Consider the following 24,844-nt stretch of genomic DNA (forward strand, 5'->3'; position numbering starts at 1 on the left):
TCACTGCTTCGTACAGCCAGTCCTGCCAACTCGTCGCCCTCACGGCCAGGTCGGAAAAGGCTCACTGAGCCTTTTCCAACCTCCGTGCGAGGCAAGACCGTTGAGGTGACAACACGACGAAGCTCCTGGTAGATGGGTTGTCGACCAAGATCAACATTCTCCGCCAGGAGCTTCGTGTGCTTGTCTACCCGTCCGGGCTGGATCTGTCCACTTCCGCGCTGCGGCTGCTGGGAAGGGAACTGGCCGCCCGACGCCGCCGGATCGGGACCCGGTGGCGGCGGCTGACCTGCGGCCGGCAGGCGCTGATGGGCCTGGCCCACCTGCGCTGCGGCCACACCTTCGCGCAACTCGCTGCCGGGTTCGGGGGCGGACTGGCCACCGCCCACCGCTACGTCACCGAGGCCGTCGAGGTCCTGGCCGAGCTCGCGCCCACCCTGGAGGAGGCGGTAGCCGTCGCCGCGACCAAGGCGTTCGTGATCCTGGACGGCACCCTGCCGCCCATCGACCGCGTCGCCGCCGACCGGCCCTTCTACTCCGGCAAGCACAAGCGCCACGGCATGAACGTCCAGGTCCTCACCGATGCCTTCGGGAAGGTGATCTGGGTGTCACCGGCCCTGCCCGGCGCGGTGCACGACATCAAGGCTGCCCGCACCCACGGCATCCTCGACGCGCTCAACACCGCGAGCATCCCGTGCTGGGCGGACAAGGCCTACCAGGGCGCAGGCCCGGCCGTTCGCGTCCCCTACCGAGGCCGGTGGGACAAGATTCCCGCAGGTCAGAAGGCCGTCAACCGCGCTCACGCGAAGATCCGCGCGGTCGGCGAGCAGGCCATGGCCACCCTCAAGACCTGGCGCCTCCTGCGCAAGCTTCGCTGCAGCACCACCCGCATCACCAACATCGTCAAGGCCGTCCTGGCCCTGCAGCTCGCCACATCAGCGTGAGATTGGAAAGCCCTCACGGTCGCGCTCATCCCCCGCGCCCCGAGGGCCCCGCCCACCAGGAAGACCACCCACAAAACTGAGAAACCCCAGCTCGTAGCCACAGCAGCCACGCAGAACGACTGGGCGACGACAAGCCCGAGTTCTGGCCAGCCTGGACCCGTGGTGGAACCCGCCCTGGCCGATCGGTGGCAGTACGCCTACCACCACTCCCGCACCCACCCCGATACCCCACGCGCCGCACGATGGATCACCGCCCAGCGCCAGGCATGGCCTCTCCTACACCCTGACCAGCAGCAGCTCCTGGCTGCTCTCGGCATCAGAGTGGGCAGGCCGCTCTCGTTTCAGCGAGGGCGCTCCTGCTCGCTGTGATAGGCGCGGGCCAGTAGCCCAGCGAACGCAGCGGCCCGCTCGACGCCGTATCGACCGCCTCGGATCTGGTGAAGCAACGCCCGGCCTACCTGCTCGGGAGTGAACCCGTTTCTCGCCAGCTCTTGAACGATCTCCTCAATGGACAGTGGTGCCTGCCGGTGGGCACGCTCACTCACCGCACCAGATGCAGTCCCAACAAGGACGGGCCTTTGATCGGCGGATACGGCAGCCTGCACCGGAGCTTCGAAGAGGAGTTGCTGCTCTTTCGGGACGTCTGCAGCCCGCCGACTCCGCGGTGGTCGCACGTCCCCCGGGAGCAGGTTCTCATCCAGTGGCCTGAGATCCGGCCTAGCGCGGACAAGGACGCTCTGGCCGAACGGCAAAGTGCCCCACACGTATGTGGCCTGGTTACTCGCTGCTGGTGTGTCCGTAGGCGTAAGGGGCCCCAGGCCGGCCAATGCTGGCCCCATTGCCGTGTGGCCTACGAGGTCGAGCGTGGCCTTGGGAGGGCTCCAGCGCAGAAGATCCGGGTAAGCGAATGTGGAGGCCTCACGCCCCTGAGAAATGTCCCACATGCGCCGTGCCTCGGTGTCAATTAGCCGGACATCTTGCACGGTGCCAGGCGGGGGGCCTGCCGTGACGACGCCTAGAAGAGCGCCAGCCATGGTGGCGATCGTGTCGGTGTCCGAGCCGAGGGTGTTGGCGGCAAGGAGCAGGCCAGCTTCTGGGGAGTCGGCATAGACATGTGCCAGAACCGCGGCAAGCAGGGTGGTGACTGTGCCTGATCCACGCGTTGCGTCGTCGAAGCCGCCCCACCGCTGCACCAGGGCAGCGTAGATCTCTGTTGAGAGGGGCGTTGTGGGGTCGAAGGCCTCGAGTGCTGCGCGGCATTCGTTGGCGACGGTGACGGCGGCCGAGCGGAAGTCGATGCCAGCGGCATCACTCCATGTGGGTAGCCACAGATACGCCAGTTCGTCATCTTTTGCGATGACGTCCGGTACCTGCTCCAGCCAGTCGACTGCGGGGCGCCACTGCTTGGGGCTGGGAAGTTCGTTGGTGTCCAGTGCGTGGGCCAGCAGGATGGCGTGCAGGACGGCGCCGAGGATGCCCCGGGGGTGTCCGTGGGTGCTGACGGCGTTGCGTACGACGTCGCGGGTGATGTGGTCCCAGTTGGTGAGGTCCCGTGCGGACCAGACGTGGGGTTGGATTCGCATGGCGGCGCCGTTGCCGCCGATGTCGACGTAGCGGGCGGCTTTGGTGGCGAAAACGTTCTGGGACCACTTGGCTTCGACCCGCATCAAACCTGTGGCTGCCGCTTTGGTCCCGCGGCCGGCGCCGAGGGCGTAGGCCTGCCAGGCAACGACTTCGATCTTCGCGAAGGCCTCGGCGTCGAATTCCCCGTCTCCGCGAATGGCGCGTGAAGTTGCAAGGCGCAGTTGGGTGTCATCGGAGTAGGCGCCTGCGGGGAGAGGCATGTCGCGTCCAAAGCGGCCTCCCACGCGCCTCTTCCAAGGCACGGTCGTGGTGACTTCATCCTGTCCGACGCGTCGTCGCACGCCGGCAGTGTCGGTCAGTTCGGTGATGAAGCCGAGTGCATCTCCGTACGCCGCCCACTGGGCTGAGGCGCGTACTGCCTCCCATTGCATGGCGCTCACCGTAGTCCTTACCTGCCGAACGTGACCGGGTCGACGATGATGTCGACCTCATCATCTCCGCTGACACTGACAATGGCCTCGGCCTTCGCTGCATCTTCGTCGGTGAGGACGTAGATGCGGCGCAGGTGTCGGGTTGGGACGGCCTGAGGGTAGAGCACTTCGGCCTGGGGATTGGTCGGGAGGTGGGGCGCTCGGTCCCAGCGCGGCATCGTCTTCTTGAAGCCTTTGGGGACGCGGTCAGCGAAGAGGGCTTCGGCTCCGGGCAGTCCCTCGACGGGGGTGATGCCTTCGTACCCCATGTTGCCTGGGGCGAAGAGGACGCCGGGGTGCCTCATGATCACTGGATCGAAGCTGAGGACAGCCCAGAACAGATCCTCGTTCGCCCACCAGTCTTCGCTGCTGATACGAAGGAAGCGGTGGTTGGCCTCGCTGATGCTGAGGTTCACGTACGACCAGTACTTGGGGTCCTCGCGACGCCACTTGGTGTTCTCGTGGTAGATGCTCTCGAGGTACTCGTCTTTGGCAAGGAGCGCCCGAGCTTTGCACAGCCGCTGCACAAGGATGCCGAGCAGACCACGGTTGGTGGTGAAGTGCACCACTTCGGTGATCTTTCGTTCCTGGATGAGCTTGCTGATTCCCTCAGCGTGTATGTCGCCGTCCGATGTGGGCGGACTCGGCTCTGTGGTGGTCATACGGCCTCCACGTCATAGGTGTCCGGGTCCATGCAGGCGATGAGTTCGCTGGCCTCGGAAGGCTTGTAAGTGATGGTCAAGGTCTTGCGGGCCCGTCCAGCGGACATGGCCAGCAGGCGCAGGTGCGCGTCTCGCTCGCTGTCACCGGGCTCAGCGGCGTGCGGCATGACCTCGCTGCTGAGGCCGACGATGATCACGTGGTCGAACTCCAGGCCCTTTGCGGAGTGCATGGTCGACAGCGCCACGTTCACCGGGCCGGTGGGCCATTCCCCGGTACGCGTGAGCGGGACCCAGGCCAGCCCGGCTGTATTAAGGCGTGCCTTGACCTCGCTGAACCAGCCGCCGCCCTTGGCATGGAGGATGGCGACGGACTCGTCGTTCTCCGGGCCGAGGTCGTTGAGGAACTGCACCACGTGGTCCATCTGCTGGGTGAAGGTCCCCTGGACCAGCAAGGGCTTGTCGCCATCCTCCCCGCAGGAAGAGAGGTCCGGGATCGCGGCGTCGTCCGTGGTCTCTACGTCGCGCAGCAAGGGGGCGGCGAAGGCAGCGATCTGCCGGGTGTTGCGGAAGTTCTTCGACAGCAGCTTGCTGTTGTGCGGCCCCACACTCAAGCCGACTTCAGCCCAGGTGAAGCGCTGGGGGTAAATGCGCTGGGCCGCGTCGAGGACGAAGGTGAGGGTGTGCTCGTCGGTGACGTGGTTGAGGACCGCCCGGACCTGGTTGGCGGAGAAATCCTGAGCCTCGTCCACAACGACGACGTGGTACGGGTCGTCGGCGCGCTTGGCCGCCATGGCGTTGGCCAGGTCAGACCAGTCCCAGGCCTGCTGCTCCTTCTTCCACTCCTGGAAAGGAACGATCACCTCGTCCAGCAGCCGACGGCGCAGCGAGGCCGGCATGCGCGGGGAGCGGCCACGGCCCTGCCGCTCGCACTCGATGTACTCGGTCAGGCAGTCCGGCGTGAAGCGGCCCAGGACATAGTCCACTTCAGAGCGTCCAAAGTCCTCGGACAGGGGCATGGCCGCGGCCAGGGCGTCCAGCTTTACGTTGTGCTCGTGCTCTTGAAGGATCCGCTCGTAGGGCACGCGGTCGGTGGCCCACTTGGCGAAGGTGGAGATCGTCAGCTCGACGTCGTTGCCCTTGATCTGTTCCTTGGTCAGTTCCTCGATGTAGCCGCGCAGAGTCTTGTTGTAGGTGAGGACCAGGACGCGGACGGGGCCGTCGATGAAGCCGTCACGGCGGCGGCGCTGCCAGTACCGGACGGTGAACTTCAGCCGGTAGAGGGCGGTGGTGGTTTTGCCGCTGCCGGCGGCGCCCCGTACGACGAATACCCCCGGCTTGTGATTGTTGATCACCGTGAGCTGCTCGCTCGTCGGCTGCGTCGGCCTGAGAACCTTCATCCGCGCGGTCCCTCCCCAAGACTCGCTCCCCCGAACCCGAGGCCATGTTAGAAGTAAACGCCACCAGCCGGGTTAAGATCGGACAGGCAGTCTGTCGCACAATTTCGGATAGCAGCCCACCCGTCACCCATTCGGGTGATGGGTGTCAAGGTGCGCCTCCCCGCCGACACCGGACTGATCGACCGAGCGTCCTGCGGCCCCCCGCGGATCCGGTTTGATTCACCCACTGCACAGTCGTTGCGAAAACGCCCGCCCGGAGCGGTGAACACGAGACCGTGGCGTAGTGGTCCCTAATACTCCAGCCGTAGATCGTGATGTTCATGGCTGTGTGGCTGTCTGCCGTCGGTAGTGGCAGGTGCGGGCGCGGGCTTGGTGTTGGCGGCGCCACTGCGACCAGCGGAGTCGGTGGAGTGCGTCGTGGATCGGGCGTGCGATCAGCGTGGCGAACAGGTGCTGGATCTCGTTGCAGGTGAGAGGGATCAGGTCGTCTGGTGCGGGGTGGTCGCGTTGCTCGGTGGCGGCGGTGATGGCGAGGAAGGCGTGGGCGAGCATCGCGAGGGTGACCCAGCGGTGCCAGGAGGCCCACGACGGACCTGGTGCTCATCCAGGCCGGCCAGGCCCTTCCCGGCCTGGAAGGTCTCCTCCGCCGTCCAACGTCGCCCGGCCACGCGCACCAGCTCCGACAGCGGTACCGGGTGGGACGAGAAGCAGCGGTAGAAGGCGAGTTCGCCACTTCGTCGGTTGCGGCGGACCAGCAGCCACCAGTGGCCGGGGCGTCCGGTGGGGCCGTGGATGTCGGCCTGCGCCCAGTCGTAGAGGCGCTCGCCTTTGGCACCCGTTCCGGCGGACAGCCGCTGCCGGGCGCGTTTGGGTATGCGCGTGGCCAGGGCCTTCGCCGGGATGCGGCCGGCGTGCGTGGTCACCCGGTGGGTGCTGGAGACGGCCAGCACGTAGCCGGTGCGGCGGTCTTCCGGGGCGGCTCGCAGGTGGGGGTTGTCGCCGTAGACCTCGTCGCCCGCGACCCAGCGGGCGGGTGTGCCCGCGTCCAGGGCTCGGCTGATCATCCGGGCGGCCAGGACCGGCTTGGCGGCGAAGGCGAGGTCGTCGGGGATGCCCGCGGCCCGGCAGCGCGCGTGGTCCTCGGTCCACGAGCGCGGCACGTACAGGGCCCGGTCGGTCGCGGCGTGTCCGCGCGAAGCGGAGTGGACGAGGTAGACGGCGACCTGGGAGTTCTCGATGCGGCCGGCGGTGCCGGTGTACTGGCGCTGCACGCCCACGGTCGCGGTGCCCTTCTTCAGGTCGCCGGTCTCGTCGACCACCAGCACGGCCTCGGGGTCGCGCAGGTGCTCGGTCACATAGGCGCGAATGTCGTCGCGGACCGCGTCGGCGTCCCACTTCGCCCGGTGCAGCAGGTGCTGCATGCCGTCCGGAGTCGCGTCCCCCGCGTGCTCGGCCAGGGTCCAGCAGTTCTTCCTCGGCGGGTCCGACAACAAGCCCAGCACCAAAGCCCGCGCCCGGCGGCGAGGTTCGACCCGGGCGAAGCGGCCCGCGACCCGCCCCATCGCCTGATCGAACATCACCTGCCAACGGGCAGGCACTACGCTGTGACCTGCGGCCACCGCCTGATCCTCGTTTGTCCACACAACTCACGATGATCACCGGTGGCCGCACCTGTCTCCGCACCGGCCCTGACCAGCAGCATCACGATCTACGGCTGGAGTACTAACCTCGGCCCGCGGCGGACCGCTCCCCTGCGGAGGGAGACGACCTCGTCGCTGATCTGCCACATCGCCAGCCACTACGGGATGGAAGCGAAGGTGCTGCGGGCCTGCTGGAAGTGGCGCAACTACCCGCCTGGGCACGAGGGCGGAGGCACACGGGCCGACGCCGAGGTGCTGCTGAACGCAGCCGGACGCCAGCTCCTGGCAGGCATATGCGGCGTCGAGGAAGACGTGCTGGCACGGGCGTTGCCGTCCTGGGAAGAAGGGGACGCCTAGCTGCGCGTCGAGGATGGCGATCCGGTGGGGCTGTGGAGGATCGGTGGCGCGGTGGCCGGTCCGGTGGCGTTCGGCTGCCGGCTGTGCACGGCCCGGCGCACGGGGACGGCTCTGCGGGCGGTGCGGTACGCGCCGCCGTGGGAGCGGGCGTGTGTTCGGCATGGGCGGTGGCTGCTGGACGCGGACGCCAACCAGCCGCTGGAGCACCTCGATCTGCGTGGCCTGCCTGAGGTGGTGGCGGCGCAGCGGCGGTGGGCCTCGGTGGCGCGGCGGGCGGTGCGGGCCGGAGCGGAGCCGGAGCGGGTGTTCGCGCTGGCGCAGGCGGTGGTGGCCCGGTGGTGGGAGCAGGCCCTGCAGTGGGAGCGGGAGACGGTCTGGCCGCGGCGCCTGCACCAGGTCGCGGGCGGGGATGCAGGTGGTGATCTGGAGCGGTGGCGGGTCGTGGGGCGGGACGCGGTCGTCTTCCCGGAGGTGGTGGCGGTGGTCGACGCACTGCTGGACCCGGCGATGGCGGAGCTGGTGTGGGCCGACAGCGGTGCCGGGCGGCCGCGGGCGCTTCCCGCCGACGGGATGTTCTGCCGCAGGCTCGGTGAGCGGCTGGGGCGGGGATGGCTGGGGCCGCTGGCCGCGACGGACCACGGCGGGCCGCTCATCGCGTGGATGGGCAGCGTCATCCGCCTTCGCCGCGGTGCCGGCGGGCCGCCCGGGTACGACAACGACCCGTGGTGGCTGCGGCAGGAACCCCACGCCCCGACCATGGCCGGCCAGCTGCGGGTGCTGGGCAAGGAGAAGAAGGCGCCCGGATCGGGGACGATGTGGCGGGCTGCGGTGCCCGCCGAGCAGCGCAGGCTGATCACCAGCGCTATCTCCAGCGCCGAGGAGCAGCTGCTGCAGCTGCGCGGGGTGCAGACCGCTCCTACCGCCGAGGTCGCCCGACGGCTGCTGCGCGGGCTCGGTCACAGTGCCGGCCTGATCGAGGCGGCCTGGAAACGGACCGCGGTGGCGGCGGTGAACGGCGGGGTGCCGCTTCAGGAGGTGGCCCGGTGGCTGGACATGCCCGTTGAGGTGCTCAGCCAGATGCTGACGGCGGGCAGGCAGGAGAACGGCGGCCGAGAGCGATGCGCCGACGGGCAGGTCGGCTGTTAGCTGATACGGCACTCGTTCGTGGCAGAAACACTGAAAGCGGCGGCGTCTGCCGGCGGGAGCGGTTTGGCTGGCGCGGGTGACCAGCACAGGAGCGGCCCGGGCCAGGAGCCGAGCAGGGCGAGCGGCCGTGGACCAGGGCAGCGGGTTCGAGGCGCTGTTCCTCGACCCGGTGGGACAGGCGGTCCAGCAGCGGTGGGCGGACGCCGCCATGACCGTGGCGTTCGAGGAACTGCCGCCGGTGTCGGCGTTCCCGGTGGTCCCGGGGCGGCGCTGGGGGCCGGGCCTGTGGTGGTCGGCGACCACCGGGCGGCACGTAACCGCCGGGTCCAACGCGATACATGCCCAGCTGATGGTCCTGGACCGCGACCCGGACGTGACATGCCTGGCGGGGCGGCCCGTGCGGCTGTTGTGGCGTACTCCCCGCGGCCAGGTGCGTTCCTGGGTGCCGCAACTCTTCGCCCGCCGTGCCGACGGCACCACGCTGCTCGCCGACTGCCCCGGCCACCCTAACGCGGGCGGCGAACGCGCGGTGAAGGCCGCTGAGGCGGTGGCGCAGGCATGCGCGGACGTCGGCTGGACCTACCGGCGCCTCCCGCCGCTCGACGACGTCCTGGCCGCCAACCTCAAATGGCTGGCCGGATACCGCCATCCTCGCAACGCCGGCCGCCCCGGGCTGATGACGGCGGTCGTCGAGGCGTTCACACGGCCTCAGCCGCTGGTCGAGGGCACCGAAGCGGTCGGCGACCCGATCGAAGTCCTTCCCTGCGTCTTCCACGCTCTGTGGCACGGCCGGTTGACGGCTGGTCTGGACACGCCGCTGCACGAACGCATCCTCGTCGGCCCGCAGGGCTGGAGCGACCAGGGCAAGAAGGGAGGTGCCGGGTGAGCGCGCGGCGTAATGCCCGGCCGGCCGTGAAGGTCGGTGCTCGGGTCCGGTTCTGTGACGTGACGTGGCAGGTGGTCGCCCTTTCGGGGCAGGAGATCCACCTCGTCGGCCCGGACGGAGGCGGCCAGGCCGTGCTCGCCGGGCACCTGTTCGCCGACCCCAGCTTCGCCGTCATCGGGGCCGATGCGCCTCAGGCGGCCCCGCAGTGGGGGCTGTTCGAGACCGCCCCCGCCGCAGCGCGTGAGAAGGCGCTGGCCTGGCGGCGGCACGTGCGGGAAGTCGAGTGCCGGCTCGCCGGCGGGCCCGGCAGCGAAGGAGTGGTCCGGCCGCAGTACGACCCGGAGCGGCACACGCTGGCCGAGCGGGAGCAGACCAAGGCCGAGGAGCTGACCGCGCTCGGCTTCAGCCGGGTGTCGCGCACCACGGTGCAGCGCATGCGTGGCCTGGGACGGCTCGGGCGCCTGGCCCGGCCCGAACACTTCAACCTCGGTGACGGTCTTCCCAGAGGAGCGCACGAGCGCGACCGCGTCCCGTGTGAACTCCTCCGTGTACCGCTTGCTGCGGTTGCTCTTGCTTCCCACCTGGCACTGCTTCCTCTGGAACCTCATGTCCCGGTTTCCAGGTGTCCACGATCAAGGGGAAGGTTCAAGCCGGCCTCCGGCCTGCGGCGTGTGCTCGGTCGCCCCCGTTCAGAAGACAATCCTGGCCCGGCGGGCGGCCGCGAGAGCCGGCTCCGCTCCGGACACCAGTTCCAACTGCACACCGTCATCGCGGCCGGCCAGGGCACGCATGTAGGCCACGGCGTCCGCCCGGACGACCGCCGCCGGCTCGCCCGAGCCGATCAGCCACCCTCCGCCCGCGGGGCCGGTGAGCTCCAGCCCGATGGGAGCCTCCGACCAGGCCAGGGCCAGGTCACGGACGACTTCTTCGACGATCTGCCGGTCGTGGTCACCCACGGCGACGGGCTGTCCCGTGGCCCGGGCCAGGTCGATGCGGTGCATCCACAGGTCGCGGTTGTAGATGGTGTCGAGCAGGTAGCCGACGGACATCCGCGGCGCCCCCGGCATACCGCTGTCGACCTTGGCGCGCCGCATCAGGCCCGGACGGCGTCGGCGGGCCACTACGGCGCGGGGCCACAGCAGCGCAAACTGTGCAACCAGCGCCGGTCCCGAGGCGTCCGCATGGTCGGCGACCTGGGCCGCCATGTGGGCGTCCACCGAGCCTTTGCCGGGGTGGCGCCAGCGTCCCGCGACCTCCCGGCGCAGCATGGTGGGCAGGCTGATGTTGTCCTCACACTGGGCGACGAGGTGGGAGAGCAGGGTGCGCACGTCCCATTCCACGCAGTCGGTGGGACGTCGCCAGTCCTCGTCACGGAGCTTTTCGAGCACGTCCAGAGCTGCCCGGCCTTCGGCCTCGGCCAGCACGGCCGACTGGTCGCGGTCAGTCTGCGGCAGGCGCGCAGCCTCCGCGTAGGTCTGAGCCATCGGACTCGCCCTCCTCCTGGGCGTAGAAGCGGAAGAACATGTCCACTGCCGTCCGCGTGAGCCGGGTGAAGCGGCCATCTTCGGTCTGCGCGGACGGTTCATTGGCGAGCTGCTGGCTGATCACGCCAGCCATCAGCGCCGTGTAAAGGGCCACACCCTCCTCGTCGGCGGCTGCGGGTGACAGCTGTCCGGCGTGCACGGCCGCCCGTAGTGCCGCCCGCAGGATCTCCAGTTGCTGCACCGCGGGCTCGAAGGCCTGGGGGGTCGGTTCGAATCCGGGTACGGGCCGCCAGTAGAGCAGCTGTGCCAGTACCGGATTGGCCACCGCCCAGGCGACGGTGGCCTGCTGGCCCGCCAGGATCGCCCTTCGCGGATTCTCGGACAGCCCGGCACGGTAGGGCTCCAGGACGCCGACCGCCTCGCGCATGCCGTGCTCGAACAGGGCGTCATAGATGGCCATCTTCGACGGGAAGTACTGGTAGAGCGAGGGCGGACGCACCCCCACCCGCCGAGCGACCTCGGCCATGCTCAGCGCGGCCACACCCTCCACCGCCATGACGTCGAGCGCGGTGTCGAGGATCTCCTGCACGGTCTCCTTGCGCCGACGCTGCCTCCGGCCGTCCCTCATGCCATTAACAAAACCTAACAGCCGTAGGGAAGTCAATACCCTGTCGGCCAAGTCCCTGGGCGGGAGTGAGGCGGACCCGGCGGGCCGCCCGTCGACCACGACCTGGCCTTCCCCTTCCTCGACCACTGCGTCCGCTGGTGGGACCACCGCACCGTGCGTGACTACGCGTCGGTGAACGACAAGGTCGGTAACGGGCAGGCCGTCGAGGGTTGGTGGTCGGGTCTCTGGCGGTCTGGGGTTTGTTGGCGGTGTCGGGCCGGGTACGGGGTGCGGTTGCTGTGGAGGGTGACGCTGCCGCCTGGTGCTCAGGCTCGGGCGGCGGCCAGTCCGGGGGGTCCGACCTGCCCGAAGATCTTTCGCAGGTTGTGGCATGCGGCGAGTAGCCGCCATTCGGCGCGGGCGCCTGCTTCGCCGCGTAGCAGGAGTCTGCGGCCGTCTTGGCAGGTCGTGATCTGCCCGAAGACGGGTTCGACGATGGCTTTGCGGTGGGCGTAGGCGGCGCGTCCGGGTTTGGTGTGCAGTTTGCGGGCCATGCGCTCGCGCGCCGTGGCGTCGGCCGGGATGCGTCCGCGCGGGGCGGGGCTGACGCGTTCGTCGTGGGACAGGCGGCCGGTGGCCATGGAGGTGTCGGTGCCGTGTTCTTCCTTGCGCTCGGCTGCGGCCTGAAGGTTGGCCTCGGAGCAGTAGCCCGCGTCGAGGAGCGCCTGACGTGCGTGGATTCCGGTGTTCGTAGCGGATTGGTCGAGCATGCCGGTGTAGTTGAGTGCGTCGGCGGGGTGGGTCGTGACGTCGGCGGCGGTGATGATCTGGTGCGCGTCGTCCACCACGGCCTGGGCGTTGCATGCCTGGATGAACGCGCCGGCCCCGTTCTCCATGATGCGCGATTCGGGGTCGGTGAAGTTGGCCTGCGCCTTGTCCTTCGGCCGCGCGGTTTCGGCCGCCAGGTCGCCGGCTTCGGCCACCGCCTCGGGTTCGTCGGTCCCGGCACGCTTTTGGCGTCGCCGCTCCTTGTCCTCGGCGTGCTTGCGGGCCTTCTCGGCGGTCTCGGCCTCGATCTGCGCAAGGGCGGTCTGCAACCTGGCCAGGCGTTTTTCCCTGCGGTCGGGTTCGGCGGGCAGGTCTGTGTCGTTGCCGTCGGGCCCGAACCGCTCGTCCTCGGCGGCATCGAGAGCCTCGGCATCGGCCGGCAGGCCGGCGGCTGCCGCCTCAAGGCCGGCGATCTCGGCTTCGAGGCGTTCTTCCTTCTCCACCAGCCGGTTGCAGCTCATCGCCTTGTGCTTGGAGGCGTTGGCCCGCAGTTTCGTGCCGTCGAGTGCGACCCGGCCCATCTTGACCATGCCCAGCATCGGTGCACTTGCGCTCGATCGCCCGCGACGAGCGCACCCCGGTGGTGTACCCGTAGATCAGCAGCCGGACCCTCAACCGGGGGTCATACGGCGGGAACCCGCGCTTCTCGGTGCAGGACGCCAGGATCGGGCCCAGGTCGAGCACCTCGTTGACCAGTTCGGCCACGAATCGGGCCAGATGCCCCTCGGGCAGCCACTCATCCGGCGACGGCGGCAGCATCAGCGTCAGCATCTGATCGGGGACGAACGCCCGGAAGGTTTTCTTCACCGCCCCCGTCGGCGCGGTCTCCGGCTTCGCCACCACCGCCGCCGGATCCGCCTCGAACAGGCCATCGCGAACAGGAGGCGGCGTCGGGCTCAATCGCCTGATCGGCTGCCAAGATCCGCGGACAGCGCCGCGTAGATGTACTCGCTGCCCCAGCGATCCCCGTCGAGGTCGTTCTCGACCAGGTGCGCCTCCCGGCGCATCCCGAGGCGCTCACAGACTCGTACAGACCCGGTGTTCTCCACATCCAGCCGTGCGTAGAGCCGGTGCACGCCCAGCGTGCCGAAGGCAAACCCGGCCAGCGCCGCGGCCGCCTCGGTCGCGTAGCCGTGTCCCTGGTGACCTGGGTCGAGAGTCCAGCCGATCTCGGCCTGGGCGGCGCGGGCATCGGCCAGGGTGAGGCTCACCTCGCCAAGGACGCCGGGCTCATCGCGTCGGCAGACAGCGAGCGCCAGCTTGTCCCCGTCGGCGCGCCAGGCCGTCTGCGCCGCGCGCTCGGCGGCAACCTGCTCGCTGCGCTCACGCGTGTGCGCCGGCCGGTACAAGTAGCGCGCCACGCTCGGCAGGCTCTGGTAGGAGTACAGGTCATCGGCGTCGCCGGGAGTGAACAGACGCAGCGACAACCGGGCCGTGGTCAACGGCAGCAGCGAGGCGACGTCCATGCGGACCTCCGGGACGCGGATGTGGATCAAGTTGCGGACTGATTTTCGCATCACGACTGCCCGGCAGCCACGCCTTTTCAAGAGCACCGCTCGCCAGCCGCACTTCACCGCGAGGCACGGCATTCCAGGAGTTGCTTACTGACCCACGCTCCTAGGTGTCTTGACCCGCAGGGTTGTTGACGCGGCTGATCGGGGGTTTTCCTCCGAGTGCTGTGTGGCACCGGTGATGGTTGTAGGTGTGCGGGAAGTTGTCCAGGGCGGCGGTGCGTTCGGTGTTGCTGGTGTGGGGCCGCAGGTGGGCCCACTCGTCGAGCGGTGTGCGGTTGAAGTGTTCGACCTTGCCGTTGGTCTGGGGCCGGTAGGGGCGGGTGAGCTTGCCGGTGGCGCCGAGGGAGGCAAGGGCCTGCTTCCAGGCGGAGCTCTTGCGGTAGGGCCAGGTGTTGTCGGTCAGCACCCGCTCGATGCGGTCGATGCCGCGGGTGTCGAAGAAGGCGGCGGCCCGGCGGAGAATGCCCGGCGCAGGTGTCGGCCTTCTCGTCGGCGTGGACCTCGCTGTGGGCCAGGCGGCTGTGGTCGTCGACGGCGGAGTGGACGCAGTCGTAGCCGACGCCGGCCCTGGTGGCACGGCCGGCTCGGCGGCCGAGCACCTTGAGGTGCTGCTGTCCCGGCAGGCCGGCGACGTGTACGCGCCGGGCTGCCGGCCTCTGGTCAGCGGGCACCCGGACGGCGCGTGGGAGGACATGGTCACCGCCCTGGTGCGCGAGGCCCGGAGTCAAGCCCCACGTACCCTCTTCCTGTGCCTGCCTCCCGTCTGCATCGCGTCGCCGTCCTCGTGCTCGAGGGTGCGAAGCCGCTCGATGTCGGAATTCCTGCGCAGGTTTTCACGACCCGCGCGAGCATGCCGTACGAGGTGCGGGTGTGCGGGGCGGCACCCGGTCTCGTGGCCGGCGGCGACGGCCTCGCGTACCACGTCGCCCACGGCCTCGACGCGCTTGCGTGGGCCGACATCGTCTTCGTCCCCGGCTACCGGTTCCCGGACCGCGACGACCCGCCGCAGGCCGTCGTCGCGGCACTGATCGCCGCCCATGACCGGGGCGCGCGGCTCGCCGCGATCTCGACGGGCGCCTTCGCGCTCGCCGCCACGGGCCTGCTCGACGGCAGGCGCGCCACGACGCACTGGCACTACACGCGGGCACTCGTGGCCAGGCATCCGCTCGTCCAGGTCGACGAGAACGTGCTGTTCGTCGACGAGGGAAGCGTGCTCACCTCGGCCGGAGCCGCCTCCGGCATCGACCTGTGCCTGCACATCCTGCGCGGCGACCTGGGAGTGGCCGCGTCCAACCACGCGGCCCGGCGTCTGGTTGCGGCCCCCTACCGCAGCGGCGGCCAGGCCCAGTACGTGCCGCGCAGCGTCCCCGAGCCGCTCGGCGAGCGGTTCGCCGCCACCCGCGAGTGGGCGCTGCACCGGTTCGGCGAGCCCCTCACCCTCGACGTACTGGCGCGGCAGGCGGGGGTCTCACCGCGCACGTTCTCCCGGCGCTTCGTCGAAGAGACCGGCTGCACGCCGATGCAGTGGGTGATGCGCGCCCGCATCGACCTGGCCCGCGAACTGCTTGAGCGCTCACAGCGCAGCGTCGAGCAGATCGCCGCCGCCGTCGGGCTCGGCACCGGCGCGAACCTGCGCCTGCACTTCCAGCGCATCCTCGGCACCACACCGAGCGAGTACCGGCGCACCTTCACCCGGGGCGAGTGACCCGGCCGGGCCGCCACCGCGTGGCGGGATCCTTTTGAACCGTGGCGATCCCGCCACTGTCAGCGGCACCTGCCGCGAGCGAGCCTGGTGTGGAAGGGAAAGGGATGCCACTCATGACTCGCATCGCCATCAACGGATTCGGCCGCATCGGACGCAATGTGCTGCGCGCACTGCTGGAGCGCGACAGCGCCCTCGAGATCGTCGCCGTCAACGACCTGACGGAGCCCGCCGCTCTCGCCCGACTGCTCGCCTACGACAGCACGGCCGGCCGGCTCGGGCGCCCGGTGACCGTCGACGGTGACGTCCTTGTCGTTGACGGCCGCCGGATCACGGTGCTGGCCGAGCGCGAACCGGCGCAGTTGCCGTGGGCCGAACTCGGCGTCGACATCGTCCTGGAAGCCACCGGCCGATTCACCTCGGCCAAGGCCGCCCGGGCCCACCTCGACGCGGGCACGAAGAAGGTACTCGTCAGCGCGCCGTCGGACGGCGCCGACGTCACGCTCGCGTTCGGGGTCAACACCGGCGCCTACGACCCGGCCGTGCACACGATCGTCTCGAACGCCTCCTGCACCACCAACGCGCTCGCGCCGCTGGCCGCGGTCCTCGACGAACTCGCCGGTATCGAACACGGGTTCATGACGACGGTGCACGCCTACACGCAGGAGCAGAACCTCCAGGACGGTCCGCACCGCGACGCCCGTCGCGCCCGAGCCGCCGGCGTCAACATCGTGCCGACCACGACCGGCGCCGCCAAGGCGATCGGCCTGGTGCTGCCGAACCTCGCCGGCAAGCTCTCGGGCGACTCCATCCGCGTACCGGTGCCGGTGGGCTCGATCGTCGAACTCAACACGACCGTCGCCCGCGACGTGACGCGCGACGACGTGCTGGCGGCGTACCGCGCCGCAGCGGAGGGGCCACTCGCCGGCATCCTCGAGTACTCGGACGACCCCCTCGTGTCGTCCGACATCACGGGCAATCCCGCCTCGTCGATCTTCGACTCGGCCCTGACCCGCGTCGACGGCCGCCACATCAAGGTGGTCGCGTGGTACGACAACGAGTGGGGCTTCTCGAACCGCGTGATCGACACGCTCGAGCTCCTCGCCACCCGCTGACCGGACGCCGGGACGGTGCCCCGCCCGGGAGCAGGCGAACGGCGCGGGCTCCGGACACCCCCGCATCGATGGCGCCCGGGCGCGGCGGTACCCCGGCCTCGGCGCCGCCTCTCATGGCAGGCCGCTTGGCTGCGGGACGATCGGTGTCTCGGATTCGGCGACATGCGGCGCGGGAGGCGAGGACGTGGCCGAACAACGTCCGCTCCGGCACGTGCACCGGCTACGGCCACCTCGGCATCGACGGGACCCACGCATGAGTGGATCACCACGCGCAGGTGTCGGCCTTCTCGTCGGCGTGGACCTCGCTGTGGGCCAGGCGGCTGTGGTCGTCGACGGCGGAGTGGATGCAGTCGTAGCCGACGTCGGCCCTGGTGGCACGGCCGGCGTGGCGGCCGAGCACCTTGTGGCCGCCTCCGTCGGGGATGCGGCCGGGCTTCTTGACGTCGATGTGGACCAGCTCGCCGGGTCGGGCGGGCTCGTAGCGGCGGATGACCTGGCCGGTGGGTCGGTCGAGGTGGGCCAGGCGGTGGAGGCCGTGTCGGGCCAGGACGCGATGCACGGTGGAGGGGGCCAGGTCGAGGATCGGGCCGCCTCGGTAGTGTGGACAACGCGGCTTCCTCCGCCGGGCCGCCGCCTTCTTCGCCACCCGCGGCATCGACCGCATCGAGCCGGTGCTGACCGACAACGCCTGGCCCTACCGCAAGAGCTTCGCCTGGAAGCAGGCCCTTGCCTCCTCGGCGCCACCGGCAAGCTCACCCGTGCCTACCGGCCCCAGACCAACGGCAAGGTCGAACGCTTCAACCGCACACCGCTCGACGAGTGGGCCCACCTGCGGCCCCACACCAGCAACACCGAACGCACCCCCGCCCTGGACAACTTCCCGCACACCTACAACCATCACCGGTGCCACACAGCACTCGGAGGAAAACCCCCGATCACCCGCGTCAACAACCCTGCGGATCAAGACACCTAGCGCGCCCGCGCCCTGCGGCGGGCCACCGTGGTGGAGGCGAGCATCCGGCGCCGGTACGGAGGCGTCCGGTCGCAGGAGTACGGCAGGATCACGAACCGCCCGGGGGTGGGGCAGGGCGTCGCCGCGACCGCCGGGTTCAGCATCAACCAGGCGCTGTGGGCTGGCGGCACCCCGCTGATCGGGGAGGACGGGCCCGGGGTTGCGCAGAGGGCGCGTGCCGGGCGCCTTCGGGGTGGTGAAGGCGTAGCGGCCGAGGATCTCCTATCTGGATGCCTTCGAGTGACGCCTGAACCGGCGCCGTGGCGATCGAGGTGCAGGGTTCGTTGGGCCATCTGAGTGCAGGCTCGGGGAGGTCGGTGTGCGGGTGGTCAAGGAACGCGGTGGCGGAATCGTGCGGCGGGTGCGGTTGGTCGACGGCGACGGGGAACAGGTCACGGCGGCCTGCCGGTTCCTGGATCACTGGTCGGCCGAGCCGGGCTGCCGTGCGGGCCTCCGGCGCGCGGAACAAGCCGACTGCATCGCCCTCCGTCACGCGGTCCGGGAGCCTCCGGACCCCACCGCGAGCAGGCCGGCGATCGAGGTGCGGGTCCCGTCGCGATGGATGCCCATGAGTGCCACGACGGCCTCCGGATCGTCACGGCGCAGTGCCGCGATCATCTCGGCGTGCTCTTCGAACATCCGGGGCCGCCCCCTTGGGTCCATCAGGGATGCCGAGCGGTAGACGTCGCTCAGTGCCCATATCCGGCGGATCTCGTCCACGACGAGATCCAGCCCCGAGGCCCGGAACAGGGTGAAGTGGAAGTCGATGTTGAGGGTGCGCATCATGGCCACGTCTCCGGCGGTCCAGGCCTCCACGATCTCCTCGTTGAGCCGTTCCAGTCGGGCCAGGACCTCCTCGGGCATCGGCACGGGCAGGGCCCGCAGCACCTCCGCTTCCAGAACACGGCGCATGAGATAGGTCTGCTCGAACTCGGCGACGGTGAGCCGCTTCACCGCGTAACCCACGTGCCGGGTGTGCTCCAGGAGCCCTTCGCTCTCCAGGATCCGCAGCGCCTCGCGCACCGGTGCCCTGCTCACCCCGAGCCGCTCGGCCAGCGCCTCCTGACGCAGCGACTGGCCGGGAAGGATCTCCATCGAGGCGATCATCTCGTGCAGCGCCGCGACCGCCTTGGCGACGGCGTTCTCGGTGCCTGCGCCCACCACTCCTCCAGGAATCCTGCCGGGAGACGGAGTCCGGCGGTGATCCGCCGTTGACCTTGGTCATTGTCGCATGCATGATTGGATCCAATCTTGTATGCGATGGTACCTGGGGCCCCGACGAGGTGGTGAGGATCGAGCCGTCGGGTGGCGACCCCGGTCCGCTGCGTCGGGGACGCGGTCCTCCTGAACGCGGACCCCGGCACGCGGAGCGTCGTTCAGGGCCTGGACGCCGACGTGAAGAAACCGGAGAACCGAAGGAGCCCTTGTGGCAGACATCGAGTACACCGTCCGCGACCGGGTCGCGACCATTCTGCTGAACCGGCCTCACCGGAAGAACGCCTTCACGCTCGACATGGTCGATGCGTGGGCGGACCTGCTGCTGCGGGCCGGGGACGACCCCGAGGTGCGGGTGATCGTGGTGACCGGGGCCGGCGGGGCGTTCTGTTCCGGGATCGACCTCGGCGACCTCACGGGCCAGGAGCGAGGCCCGCTGGCGCAGAAGGAGATGCTGACGGGGCGGGTGCACCGGGTGGCGCGTGCCCTGGAGCAGATCGACAAACCGGTGATCGCCGCTGTCCCCGGTGCCGCGGTCGGGGCCGGTATGGACATGGCGCTGATGTGCGATCTGCGCTTCGCCGGCCGCGGCGCCCGGTTCGGCGAGAGTTACGTCAACGTGGGTCTGGTCCCGGGAGACGGGGGCTGCTGGCTGCTGCCGCGCATCGTGGGCACGTCCAAGGCCCTGCATCTGCTGTGGACCGGCGAGTTCATCGATGCCGAGCAGGCGCTGGGGATCGGTCTGGTGGAGGAGGTCGTCGATGACGACAAGCTCCCCGAATTCGTCCACGCGTACGCCGTGCGGCTCGCCGGGCAGCCCCCGGCCGCCGTCCGCATGATCAAGCGGCTCGTCCGGCAAGGGGCCCGGACCGACCTGATGACCTCCCTGGACACGGTCTCCTCGCACTTCGGCGTCATCGGTTCCACCGAGGACAGCAAGGAAGCCTTCGCGGCCTTCAAGGAGCGCCGTCCCGGTCAGTACAACGGAAAGTGAGGTGACCTCGCGATGACTCTCTCCGCGTACGAGGAGAGCCTGCCCGAACTGCGGGCCGAGGTGCGGTCCCTGGTGGCCGGATGGGACTTCGTGCCACGCAGCGACGCCTGGCTGCGCTCGTTCGACCCGGCGTTCAGCCGCGAGCTCGCCTCGCGCGGCCTGGTGGCGATGACGTACCCGGTCGCCTACGGGGGCGCCGGCCGCACCAACGTCGAACGGCTCGTGGTGACCGAGGAACTGCTGCGGGCGGGTGCCCCGGTGGCCGCGCACTGGATCGGGGACCGGCAGATCGGACCGTCGATCCTGCGCCACGGCACGCCGGAACTCCGGGCCGAGATCCTGCCGTTGATCGCCTCGGCGCAGGCGGTGTTCTGCCTGGGAATGAGTGAGCCGTCGGCCGGTTCCGACCTGGCGGCGGTGCGCACGGCGGCGGTGCCCTGCGAAGGCGGCTGGCGGCTGAACGGCCACAAGATCTGGACCAGTCACGCGCACCGGGCCACCCATGCCTATGTGCTGGCGCGTACGTCCACCGGCGAGCGCAAGCACGAGGGGCTCACCGAGTTCGTCCTCGACATGGACGCCGAGGGCGTACGGGTCACCCCGATCACCGACCTGGCCGGCGAGCACCATTTCAACGAGGTCCACTTCGAGGATGTCTTCGTGCCGGCGCACCGGGTGATCGGGGAGGTGGGCAACGGCTGGCGGCAGGTGGTGGAGCAGCTCTCGTTCGAACGGGGCGGCGCCGAGCGGATGCTGTCCAGCTACCCGGCGCTGGCCGAGCTGGCGCGGGTGGCCGCCGAGCGGCCGGACGCGGGGCTGCACGAGCGGCTCGGCGCGCTGACGGCACGGCTGGCGGTGCTGCGGCGGATGTGCTTCGACGTGGCGCGTGCCATGGACGGGGGCCGGGCCCCGGTCCAGGAGTCGGCTGCCCTCAAGTACCTGGGCAACGCTTTCGAGACGGAGGTGATCGAGGCACTGCGGGACACCGGGGCGGGGGTCGATGCCGCTCCGGACGGCGTGTACGGGCAGGCGCTGATGGCCTCGCCGGCCTTCGGTCTGCGCGGCGGGGCGGCGGACGTCCTGCTCGGGATGATCGCGAGACAGGAGGCACGGGCATGACGGAGCAGTCCGCACCACTGCGGGACCTGGTCGGCAGCGTGGCCGACGGGATGAAGGACGCGCCGGCGGAGGCGCTGTGGGATCAGCTGGTGGAGCTGGGCCTGCATCGGATCGGTGTGTCCGAGGAGGCCGGCGGGTCCGGCGGCGAGCTGGCGGACCTGCTGGTCGTCGTCAGGGCGCTGGCCGAACGGGGCGCGGCGACGCCGCTGGTGGAGGCGGCCACGGCGGACTGGGTGCTCGCCGGGTGCGGGAAGCTCGACGGGACGCTGACCACGCTGCTGCTGCGGGACGACACCGGGGCGGGGCGGGAGCTGGTGCTCCCCCGGGTTCCCTGGGGCCGCAGCGCCGGGGCCGTGCTGGTGTGCACGCCGGGCGGGCTGTTCCGCGCGGACCTCGCCGGGGCTGGAGTCGAGCCGGGCGAGGACCTGGCGGGTGAGCCTCGGGACACGGTCACGCTCGTCGCGGCCCCCGAACCGCTGACCACCGGGTCCGCGTTCTCCCCCGAGGCGGTGCGTGAGCGGATCGCGCTGCTGCGGTCCGTGGCGGTGACCGGTGCGGCCCATGGCGCGTACCGGCTGACCCGCCAGTACGTGGCCGAGCGGGAACAGTTCGGCGCTCCGCTGCTGAAGCTGCCCGCCGTGATGCGGCAGCTGGCGCTGGCGCGGATCGCGCTGGCGGAGGCGGACACCGCGCTGTCGCTGGCCGGCACGACGCCGGAGGGCATCGCGGTCGCGGCGCTCACCACGTCGCGGACAGCCACCGAAGTGGCCCGGATCGCCCATCAGCTGCACGGCGCCGTGGGCATCACGGCGGAGTATCCCCTGCATCCGCTGACCCGCCGGCTGTGGGCCTGGCGGGACGCGGTGGCACCGGCATCGGGGTGGGCGCGGGAGCTGGGGGCGCGGGCCGCCGAGGCCGGCGAGGAGGGGATCTGGACGGCCCTGGCCGCTCCCGGACTCTAGGAACCTCTGGGACCTCTGGGGCCTCTGGGATCTCCGGGACCTCTGGAAACGGGGCGCAAGGGAGCGGGGCCCAAAAGAGCGGGACCCAAAAGAGCGGGACCCAAAAGAGCGGGACCCAAAAGAGCGGGACCCAAAAGAGCGGGACCCAAAAGAGCGGGGCCGGACGGCGATCACGCCGTCCGGCCCCGCTCCCCTGTTGTCGGTCAGCCCCGTGCGGCGAGCGCCGAGCGGGGACGGGCGACGAGTTCGACGACGACGCCGTCCGGGTCGCGCAGGAACATCACCGTGAGGCCGCCCAGCGGTGTGCCCGGGAGGGGGATCCACACCGGGTCGCCGCAGCCGAAGGCCGGGTCCCGGGAGAGTTCCGCGTGGGCCGCGTTCACGTCCTCACAGGCCAGGGCGATACGGAACAGGCCTTGTGTGTTCGCCCGGTCGGGGACGGGACCGACGGCCTCGGGGTGTGCCACTGGGTGAGTTCGAGGGTGAAGGTGGGGTCCTCGGACAAGGCGACGGCGGCGGTGGTCACCGCGACCGGGCCTGCTGCGCCGAGCGTCCCGGCGGGCAGATCGCGCCGGGTGGGGCCGTCGGCGACGGTGAACCCGAGGACTCGGTACCAGGCGAGGGCGCGTTCCAGGTCGGCGGTATTGATCCGCAGGTGGGAGAGGGCCGGGGATTCGCCGTCGGCGTCCGGGACGAGTTCCACCGGGACGCCGACGGGGTCCTGCACCCGCAGTGCGCCCTGGTTCGCCCGGCCGGCCACCGGCAGGGGCGCCTCGCCGAGGACGGCTCCCCCGGCGCGCCGGCGCAGCTCCTCGGGAGCCCAGGGGACGCGGTAGCCGACGGCGGCAATACCCAGGTGCCAGGGCGCAGCGGGAAGGGCTCGCGCCACGGGGCCGGGCTCGTTCCACTGCACGATCTCCAGGGCTCCGGCGACGCGGGGCCCGCGGGCGTCGTAGAGGAACAGCGTCTCGCTGTCCGTGATCCCGTCGATGCCCATGGGCGTGGCGTCGCCCTTGGGCTCGTGGGAGCGCATCCGCAGGTTGAGGCCCAGCAGGTCGCGGTAGAACGCGTGCTCCGGCTCGGCGGCGGCGGCGTTGAGGTTGATGTGCAGGATGCCGTGCGCGTGCGGTAGGGGGGCGGGGGCGCTCATCGGGCGTCACCTTCCGTCGTGGGCTGGGGCTTGGCGAGGAGCACCTCGGGGTCGAGGCCGGCGGGCAGGGGTGCGAAGCGCGGCGGACGGCGCTCGGTGAAAGAGGCGACTCCCTCCCCGAAGTCGGGGTGGGCGGTGAGGGCCGCCATCGCGTTCAGCGACCGGTCGTAGGCGGTGGCGAAGTCCGCCTCCAGGTCGGCCAGCACCTGGCGGCGGATCACCGCCATGGCCTGCGGCGAGCTGTTGACGGCGAGGTCCCGTGCGTAGGCCTGCGCGGCGGCGAGCACCTCGTCCGCCGGAAGCACCCGGCTGACGAGGCCGAGTCCCTTGGCCTCGGCCGCATCGACGGTGCGCCCGGACAGCAGCAGGTCCAGGGCGTTCTCCACGCCGGTCAGCCGGGGCAGCAGCCAGGAGATGCCGCGTTCGGCGGGCAGCCCCCGGCGGGAGAACGAGGTGGCGAAGCGGGCCCCGGAAGCGGCGAACCGCACATCGCACAGCAGGGCCTGGATCAGGCCGACGCCGGCGCAGGCCCCGTTGATCGCGGCGATCATCGGCTTCGGGATGCCGCGGGCGTGGTGATGGGGCCGCCGTCCGGCCAGGTTCATGGGGCGTGCGGTCAGCCCGGCCAGGCGCTGCATATCGACGCCGGGGCAGAACGCCTTGCCTGCCCCGGTGACCACGATCGCCCGGACGGCGGGATCGTCGGCGGCCTCGTCGAGGGCCCGGAAGTAGGCGTTCTCGAGGTCGGGGTTCCAGCCGTTGCGCCGGTGGGGGCGGTTCCAGGTGAGGGTGAGGACGCCGGCGTCGTCGAGGTCGCGCAGGACGAGCTCGGTCGGCTCCTCGGTGTCGGGCGGGTTGCTGGTCACCGTTCGGTTCCGTCCTTTCCCGGCCCGGGGGCGGGTGCCGTCTCGCCGGCCCAGGCCTTGCTCAGTGCCGCGCGCCGCTCGGCGCGGTCCAGGCCGCGCAGATCGACGGTGGCGTGTTCGGTGACCACGACGTCCACGTCGTGGGAGGGGGTGCTGACCGCGGTGCTCAGCGACTCGACCAGGGTGGGGCGGCCGCGGTGCCGGCTGGGCAGGGCGATGACGCTGAGCCCGCCCGTGGCGCGGGCCGCGGCGGCCATGTAGTCGGGCTGACCGCCGACGCCCGCGACCGGCTCGCGGCCCACCGCCTCGACGTTGACCTGGCCGTCCAGGTCGATCTGGAGGGCGGTGTTGACCGCGGTCAGCGGCGGCCCCGAGGAGAGCCGGCCCGGATGGTGGGTGTTTTCCAGGGGATGGACCAGGGGCCGGCCGTCGGCCCAGTCGTAGAGCTCCTCGCCGCCGGCCAGGTAGGGCGCGACGGGCAGCCCCCGGAGCAGTCCGCGGCGGTCCAGGGTCAGCACGTCGGGGGTGACTATTCCGGTGTCCACATGGACCGGGCGGCGCAGGGCGGCGACGAACGCCGCGCCCACGCCGCCAGGCGCGAACTGGATGCGGCCGCCGTCTGGGACGAGCGCGGCGACGCGTTCGCCGACGACGCTCTGGACGTCGCTCGGGCCGCCGCCCCAGTCGATGGTTGCCGGGCCGTCCGCCCCCGTGTCCAGCTCCACGACGCGGGCGGGGTCCAGCAGCGGCCCGGCATGGGCGGTGCGGGGGCGGTGCTGCGGTACGCCGGCGACCACGGCGCCCGCCTCGACGGCGGCGTGCAGCCAGGACGCCTCCATGGTGAACCGCCATCCGCCGGGGACCCGCACCACCGGTGCGACCAGCACGTCGGGCCGGATCACGTCGCGCAGCAGCGCGGGGACCGTGCCCAGCCGTGCGGGCAGATAGCGGACGGCGCCGTCGGCGACGGGGCGGCGCAGCGCGTATCCGGCCATGATGGTGCGCACCTCGGCGAAGGCCGTGAGGTCGAGGCCCTCCGGCGGGGCGGGGCACCAGCCGAGGAACAGCCGTACCCCGCCCGCTTCGGCGGCGGCCCGGGAGAGCTCGTCGGCGGCGGCGCCGCGCGGCAGGCCGGCGCCGTCCGCGAACGCCACGGTGCAACCGGGTCGCACGAGCTTGTCCAGTCGGGTCAT

21 protein-coding genes and 5 pseudogenes are annotated in these 24,844 nt (G+C 70.7%); 10 read left to right on the forward strand and 16 right to left on the reverse strand.

The window, feature by feature from the left end; translation table 11 throughout:
- The first annotated feature begins 176 nt into the window (after positions 1-176).
- The gene (locus tag C7M71_RS00260) at positions 177-941 is read left to right on the forward strand and encodes a transposase family protein (protein WP_114914111.1); all 765 of its coding nucleotides are present in this window, start codon (positions 177-179) and stop codon (positions 939-941) included.
- A gap of 341 nt (positions 942-1,282) precedes the next feature.
- Here C7M71_RS00260 and C7M71_RS00265 read toward each other — a convergent pair whose 3' ends face one another.
- From C7M71_RS00265 to C7M71_RS00280, 4 genes and pseudogenes are all read right to left on the reverse strand, one after another.
- A complete protein-coding gene (locus tag C7M71_RS00265; protein WP_229759020.1) occupies positions 1,283-2,956 on the reverse strand; it encodes an ADP-ribosylglycohydrolase family protein in 1,674 nt (557 codons plus the stop codon).
- Positions 2,957-2,973: 17 nt separating this feature from the next.
- Positions 2,974-3,657 (reverse strand): DarT ssDNA thymidine ADP-ribosyltransferase family protein, encoded by a 684-nt coding sequence (locus C7M71_RS00270; protein ID WP_111488968.1) that lies wholly within the window; start codon positions 3,655-3,657, stop codon positions 2,974-2,976.
- The gene (locus C7M71_RS00275) at positions 3,654-5,054 is read right to left on the reverse strand and encodes a 3'-5' exonuclease (protein ID WP_111488966.1); all 1,401 of its coding nucleotides are present in this window, start codon (positions 5,052-5,054) and stop codon (positions 3,654-3,656) included. The genes C7M71_RS00270 and C7M71_RS00275 overlap by 4 nt, the downstream gene beginning before the upstream one ends.
- A gap of 318 nt (positions 5,055-5,372) precedes the next feature.
- Positions 5,373-6,616, reverse strand: a pseudogene (locus tag C7M71_RS00280) (IS701 family transposase).
- A gap of 99 nt (positions 6,617-6,715) precedes the next feature.
- Between C7M71_RS00280 and C7M71_RS31210 the strand changes: the two are divergent.
- The 3 genes from C7M71_RS31210 (at position 6,716) to C7M71_RS00290 (ending at position 9,083) form a co-directional block, all read left to right on the forward strand.
- Positions 6,716-7,051, forward strand: a complete 336-nt coding sequence (locus tag C7M71_RS31210; RefSeq protein WP_229758431.1) for a hypothetical protein — start codon at positions 6,716-6,718, stop codon at positions 7,049-7,051.
- A gap of 24 nt (positions 7,052-7,075) precedes the next feature.
- Positions 7,076-8,197, forward strand: a complete 1,122-nt coding sequence (locus C7M71_RS00285; protein WP_229758432.1) for a DNA-binding protein — start codon at positions 7,076-7,078, stop codon at positions 8,195-8,197.
- A gap of 127 nt (positions 8,198-8,324) precedes the next feature.
- Positions 8,325-9,083 (forward strand): TnsA-like heteromeric transposase endonuclease subunit, encoded by a 759-nt coding sequence (locus C7M71_RS00290; protein ID WP_111488964.1) that lies wholly within the window; start codon positions 8,325-8,327, stop codon positions 9,081-9,083.
- 689 nt (positions 9,084-9,772) lie between these two features.
- Here the strand turns inward: C7M71_RS00290 and C7M71_RS00300 are convergent.
- From C7M71_RS00300 to C7M71_RS00320, 5 genes and pseudogenes are all read right to left on the reverse strand, one after another.
- A complete protein-coding gene (locus C7M71_RS00300) occupies positions 9,773-10,567 on the reverse strand; it encodes a maleylpyruvate isomerase family mycothiol-dependent enzyme (RefSeq protein ID WP_162824083.1) in 795 nt (264 codons plus the stop codon).
- Positions 10,524-11,156, reverse strand: a complete 633-nt coding sequence (locus tag C7M71_RS30425) for a TetR/AcrR family transcriptional regulator (RefSeq protein ID WP_162824084.1) — start codon at positions 11,154-11,156, stop codon at positions 10,524-10,526. Before C7M71_RS30425 ends, C7M71_RS00300 begins: the two co-directional genes overlap by 44 nt.
- A 344-nt stretch (positions 11,157-11,500) precedes the next feature.
- Positions 11,501-12,809: pseudogene (locus C7M71_RS00310) on the reverse strand (transposase).
- 89 nt (positions 12,810-12,898) lie between these two features.
- Positions 12,899-13,468 carry a GNAT family N-acetyltransferase gene (locus C7M71_RS00315; protein ID WP_111488958.1) on the reverse strand — a complete coding sequence of 190 codons (570 nt, stop codon included), beginning with the start codon at positions 13,466-13,468 and terminating at the stop codon, positions 12,899-12,901.
- A 151-nt stretch (positions 13,469-13,619) separates the two neighbouring features.
- Positions 13,620-14,118 (reverse strand): annotated as a pseudogene (locus tag C7M71_RS00320) (integrase core domain-containing protein); the annotation flags it as partial.
- A gap of 146 nt (positions 14,119-14,264) precedes the next feature.
- On the opposite strand from C7M71_RS00320, the gene C7M71_RS00325 reads away from it, so the two are divergent.
- Positions 14,265-15,221 carry a GlxA family transcriptional regulator gene (locus C7M71_RS00325; protein ID WP_111488956.1) on the forward strand — a complete coding sequence of 319 codons (957 nt, stop codon included), beginning with the start codon at positions 14,265-14,267 and terminating at the stop codon, positions 15,219-15,221.
- 113 nt (positions 15,222-15,334) lie between these two features.
- Positions 15,335-16,333: a type I glyceraldehyde-3-phosphate dehydrogenase gene (gene gap / locus C7M71_RS00330; RefSeq protein WP_111488954.1), complete on the forward strand. Its 999-nt coding sequence runs from the start codon at positions 15,335-15,337 to the stop codon at positions 16,331-16,333.
- Between the two features lie 268 nt (positions 16,334-16,601).
- On the opposite strand, the pseudogene C7M71_RS00335 reads toward gap, so the two are convergent.
- Positions 16,602-16,922 (reverse strand): annotated as a pseudogene (locus C7M71_RS00335) (IS481 family transposase); the annotation flags it as partial.
- 25 nt (positions 16,923-16,947) lie between these two features.
- On the opposite strand from C7M71_RS00335, the pseudogene C7M71_RS00340 reads away from it, so the two are divergent.
- Positions 16,948-17,306 (forward strand): annotated as a pseudogene (locus C7M71_RS00340) (integrase core domain-containing protein); the annotation flags it as partial.
- Here the strand turns inward: C7M71_RS00340 and C7M71_RS30430 are convergent.
- Together C7M71_RS30430 and C7M71_RS00345 are read right to left on the reverse strand one after the other, a co-directional pair.
- Positions 17,303-17,476: a hypothetical protein gene (locus tag C7M71_RS30430; RefSeq protein WP_162824085.1), complete on the reverse strand. Its 174-nt coding sequence runs from the start codon at positions 17,474-17,476 to the stop codon at positions 17,303-17,305. The pseudogene C7M71_RS00340 and the gene C7M71_RS30430 overlap by 4 nt on opposite strands.
- A 358-nt stretch (positions 17,477-17,834) precedes the next feature.
- Positions 17,835-18,506, reverse strand: a complete 672-nt coding sequence (locus tag C7M71_RS00345; protein WP_114914112.1) for a GntR family transcriptional regulator — start codon at positions 18,504-18,506, stop codon at positions 17,835-17,837.
- Positions 18,507-18,771: 265 nt separating this feature from the next.
- On the opposite strand from C7M71_RS00345, the gene C7M71_RS00350 reads away from it, so the two are divergent.
- Genes C7M71_RS00350 through C7M71_RS00360 form a run of 3 tightly spaced genes read left to right on the forward strand, consistent with a single transcriptional unit; the run spans position 18,772 to position 21,635 of the window.
- Positions 18,772-19,554 carry an enoyl-CoA hydratase/isomerase family protein gene (locus C7M71_RS00350; protein ID WP_111488950.1) on the forward strand — a complete coding sequence of 261 codons (783 nt, stop codon included), beginning with the start codon at positions 18,772-18,774 and terminating at the stop codon, positions 19,552-19,554.
- 12 nt (positions 19,555-19,566) lie between these two features.
- The gene (locus tag C7M71_RS00355) at positions 19,567-20,673 is read left to right on the forward strand and encodes an acyl-CoA dehydrogenase family protein (protein ID WP_111488948.1); all 1,107 of its coding nucleotides are present in this window, start codon (positions 19,567-19,569) and stop codon (positions 20,671-20,673) included.
- Positions 20,670-21,635: an acyl-CoA dehydrogenase family protein gene (locus C7M71_RS00360; protein WP_111488946.1), complete on the forward strand. Its 966-nt coding sequence runs from the start codon at positions 20,670-20,672 to the stop codon at positions 21,633-21,635. Before C7M71_RS00355 ends, C7M71_RS00360 begins: the two co-directional genes overlap by 4 nt.
- Before the next feature lie 203 nt (positions 21,636-21,838).
- Here the strand turns inward: C7M71_RS00360 and C7M71_RS00370 are convergent, their stop codons facing one another.
- From C7M71_RS00370 to C7M71_RS00385, 4 genes are read right to left on the reverse strand one after another with little or no spacing between them, the layout of a single operon-like run.
- Positions 21,839-22,018, reverse strand: coding sequence for a VOC family protein (locus C7M71_RS00370; protein WP_114914113.1), 180 nt, complete (start codon positions 22,016-22,018; stop codon positions 21,839-21,841).
- Positions 22,015-22,785 carry a VOC family protein gene (locus C7M71_RS00375; RefSeq protein ID WP_114914114.1) on the reverse strand — a complete coding sequence of 257 codons (771 nt, stop codon included), beginning with the start codon at positions 22,783-22,785 and terminating at the stop codon, positions 22,015-22,017. Before C7M71_RS00375 ends, C7M71_RS00370 begins: the two co-directional genes overlap by 4 nt.
- Complete coding sequence (locus C7M71_RS00380; RefSeq protein ID WP_111488942.1) at positions 22,782-23,651, reverse strand: enoyl-CoA hydratase-related protein; 870 nt, start codon at positions 23,649-23,651, stop codon at positions 22,782-22,784. Before C7M71_RS00380 ends, C7M71_RS00375 begins: the two co-directional genes overlap by 4 nt.
- The gene (locus C7M71_RS00385) at positions 23,648-24,844 is read right to left on the reverse strand and encodes an acetyl-CoA hydrolase/transferase C-terminal domain-containing protein (protein WP_111488940.1); all 1,197 of its coding nucleotides are present in this window, start codon (positions 24,842-24,844) and stop codon (positions 23,648-23,650) included. Before C7M71_RS00385 ends, C7M71_RS00380 begins: the two co-directional genes overlap by 4 nt.

Source organism: Peterkaempfera bronchialis (assembly GCF_003258605.2).
GTDB classification, from domain to species: domain Bacteria; phylum Actinomycetota; class Actinomycetes; order Streptomycetales; family Streptomycetaceae; genus Peterkaempfera; species Peterkaempfera bronchialis.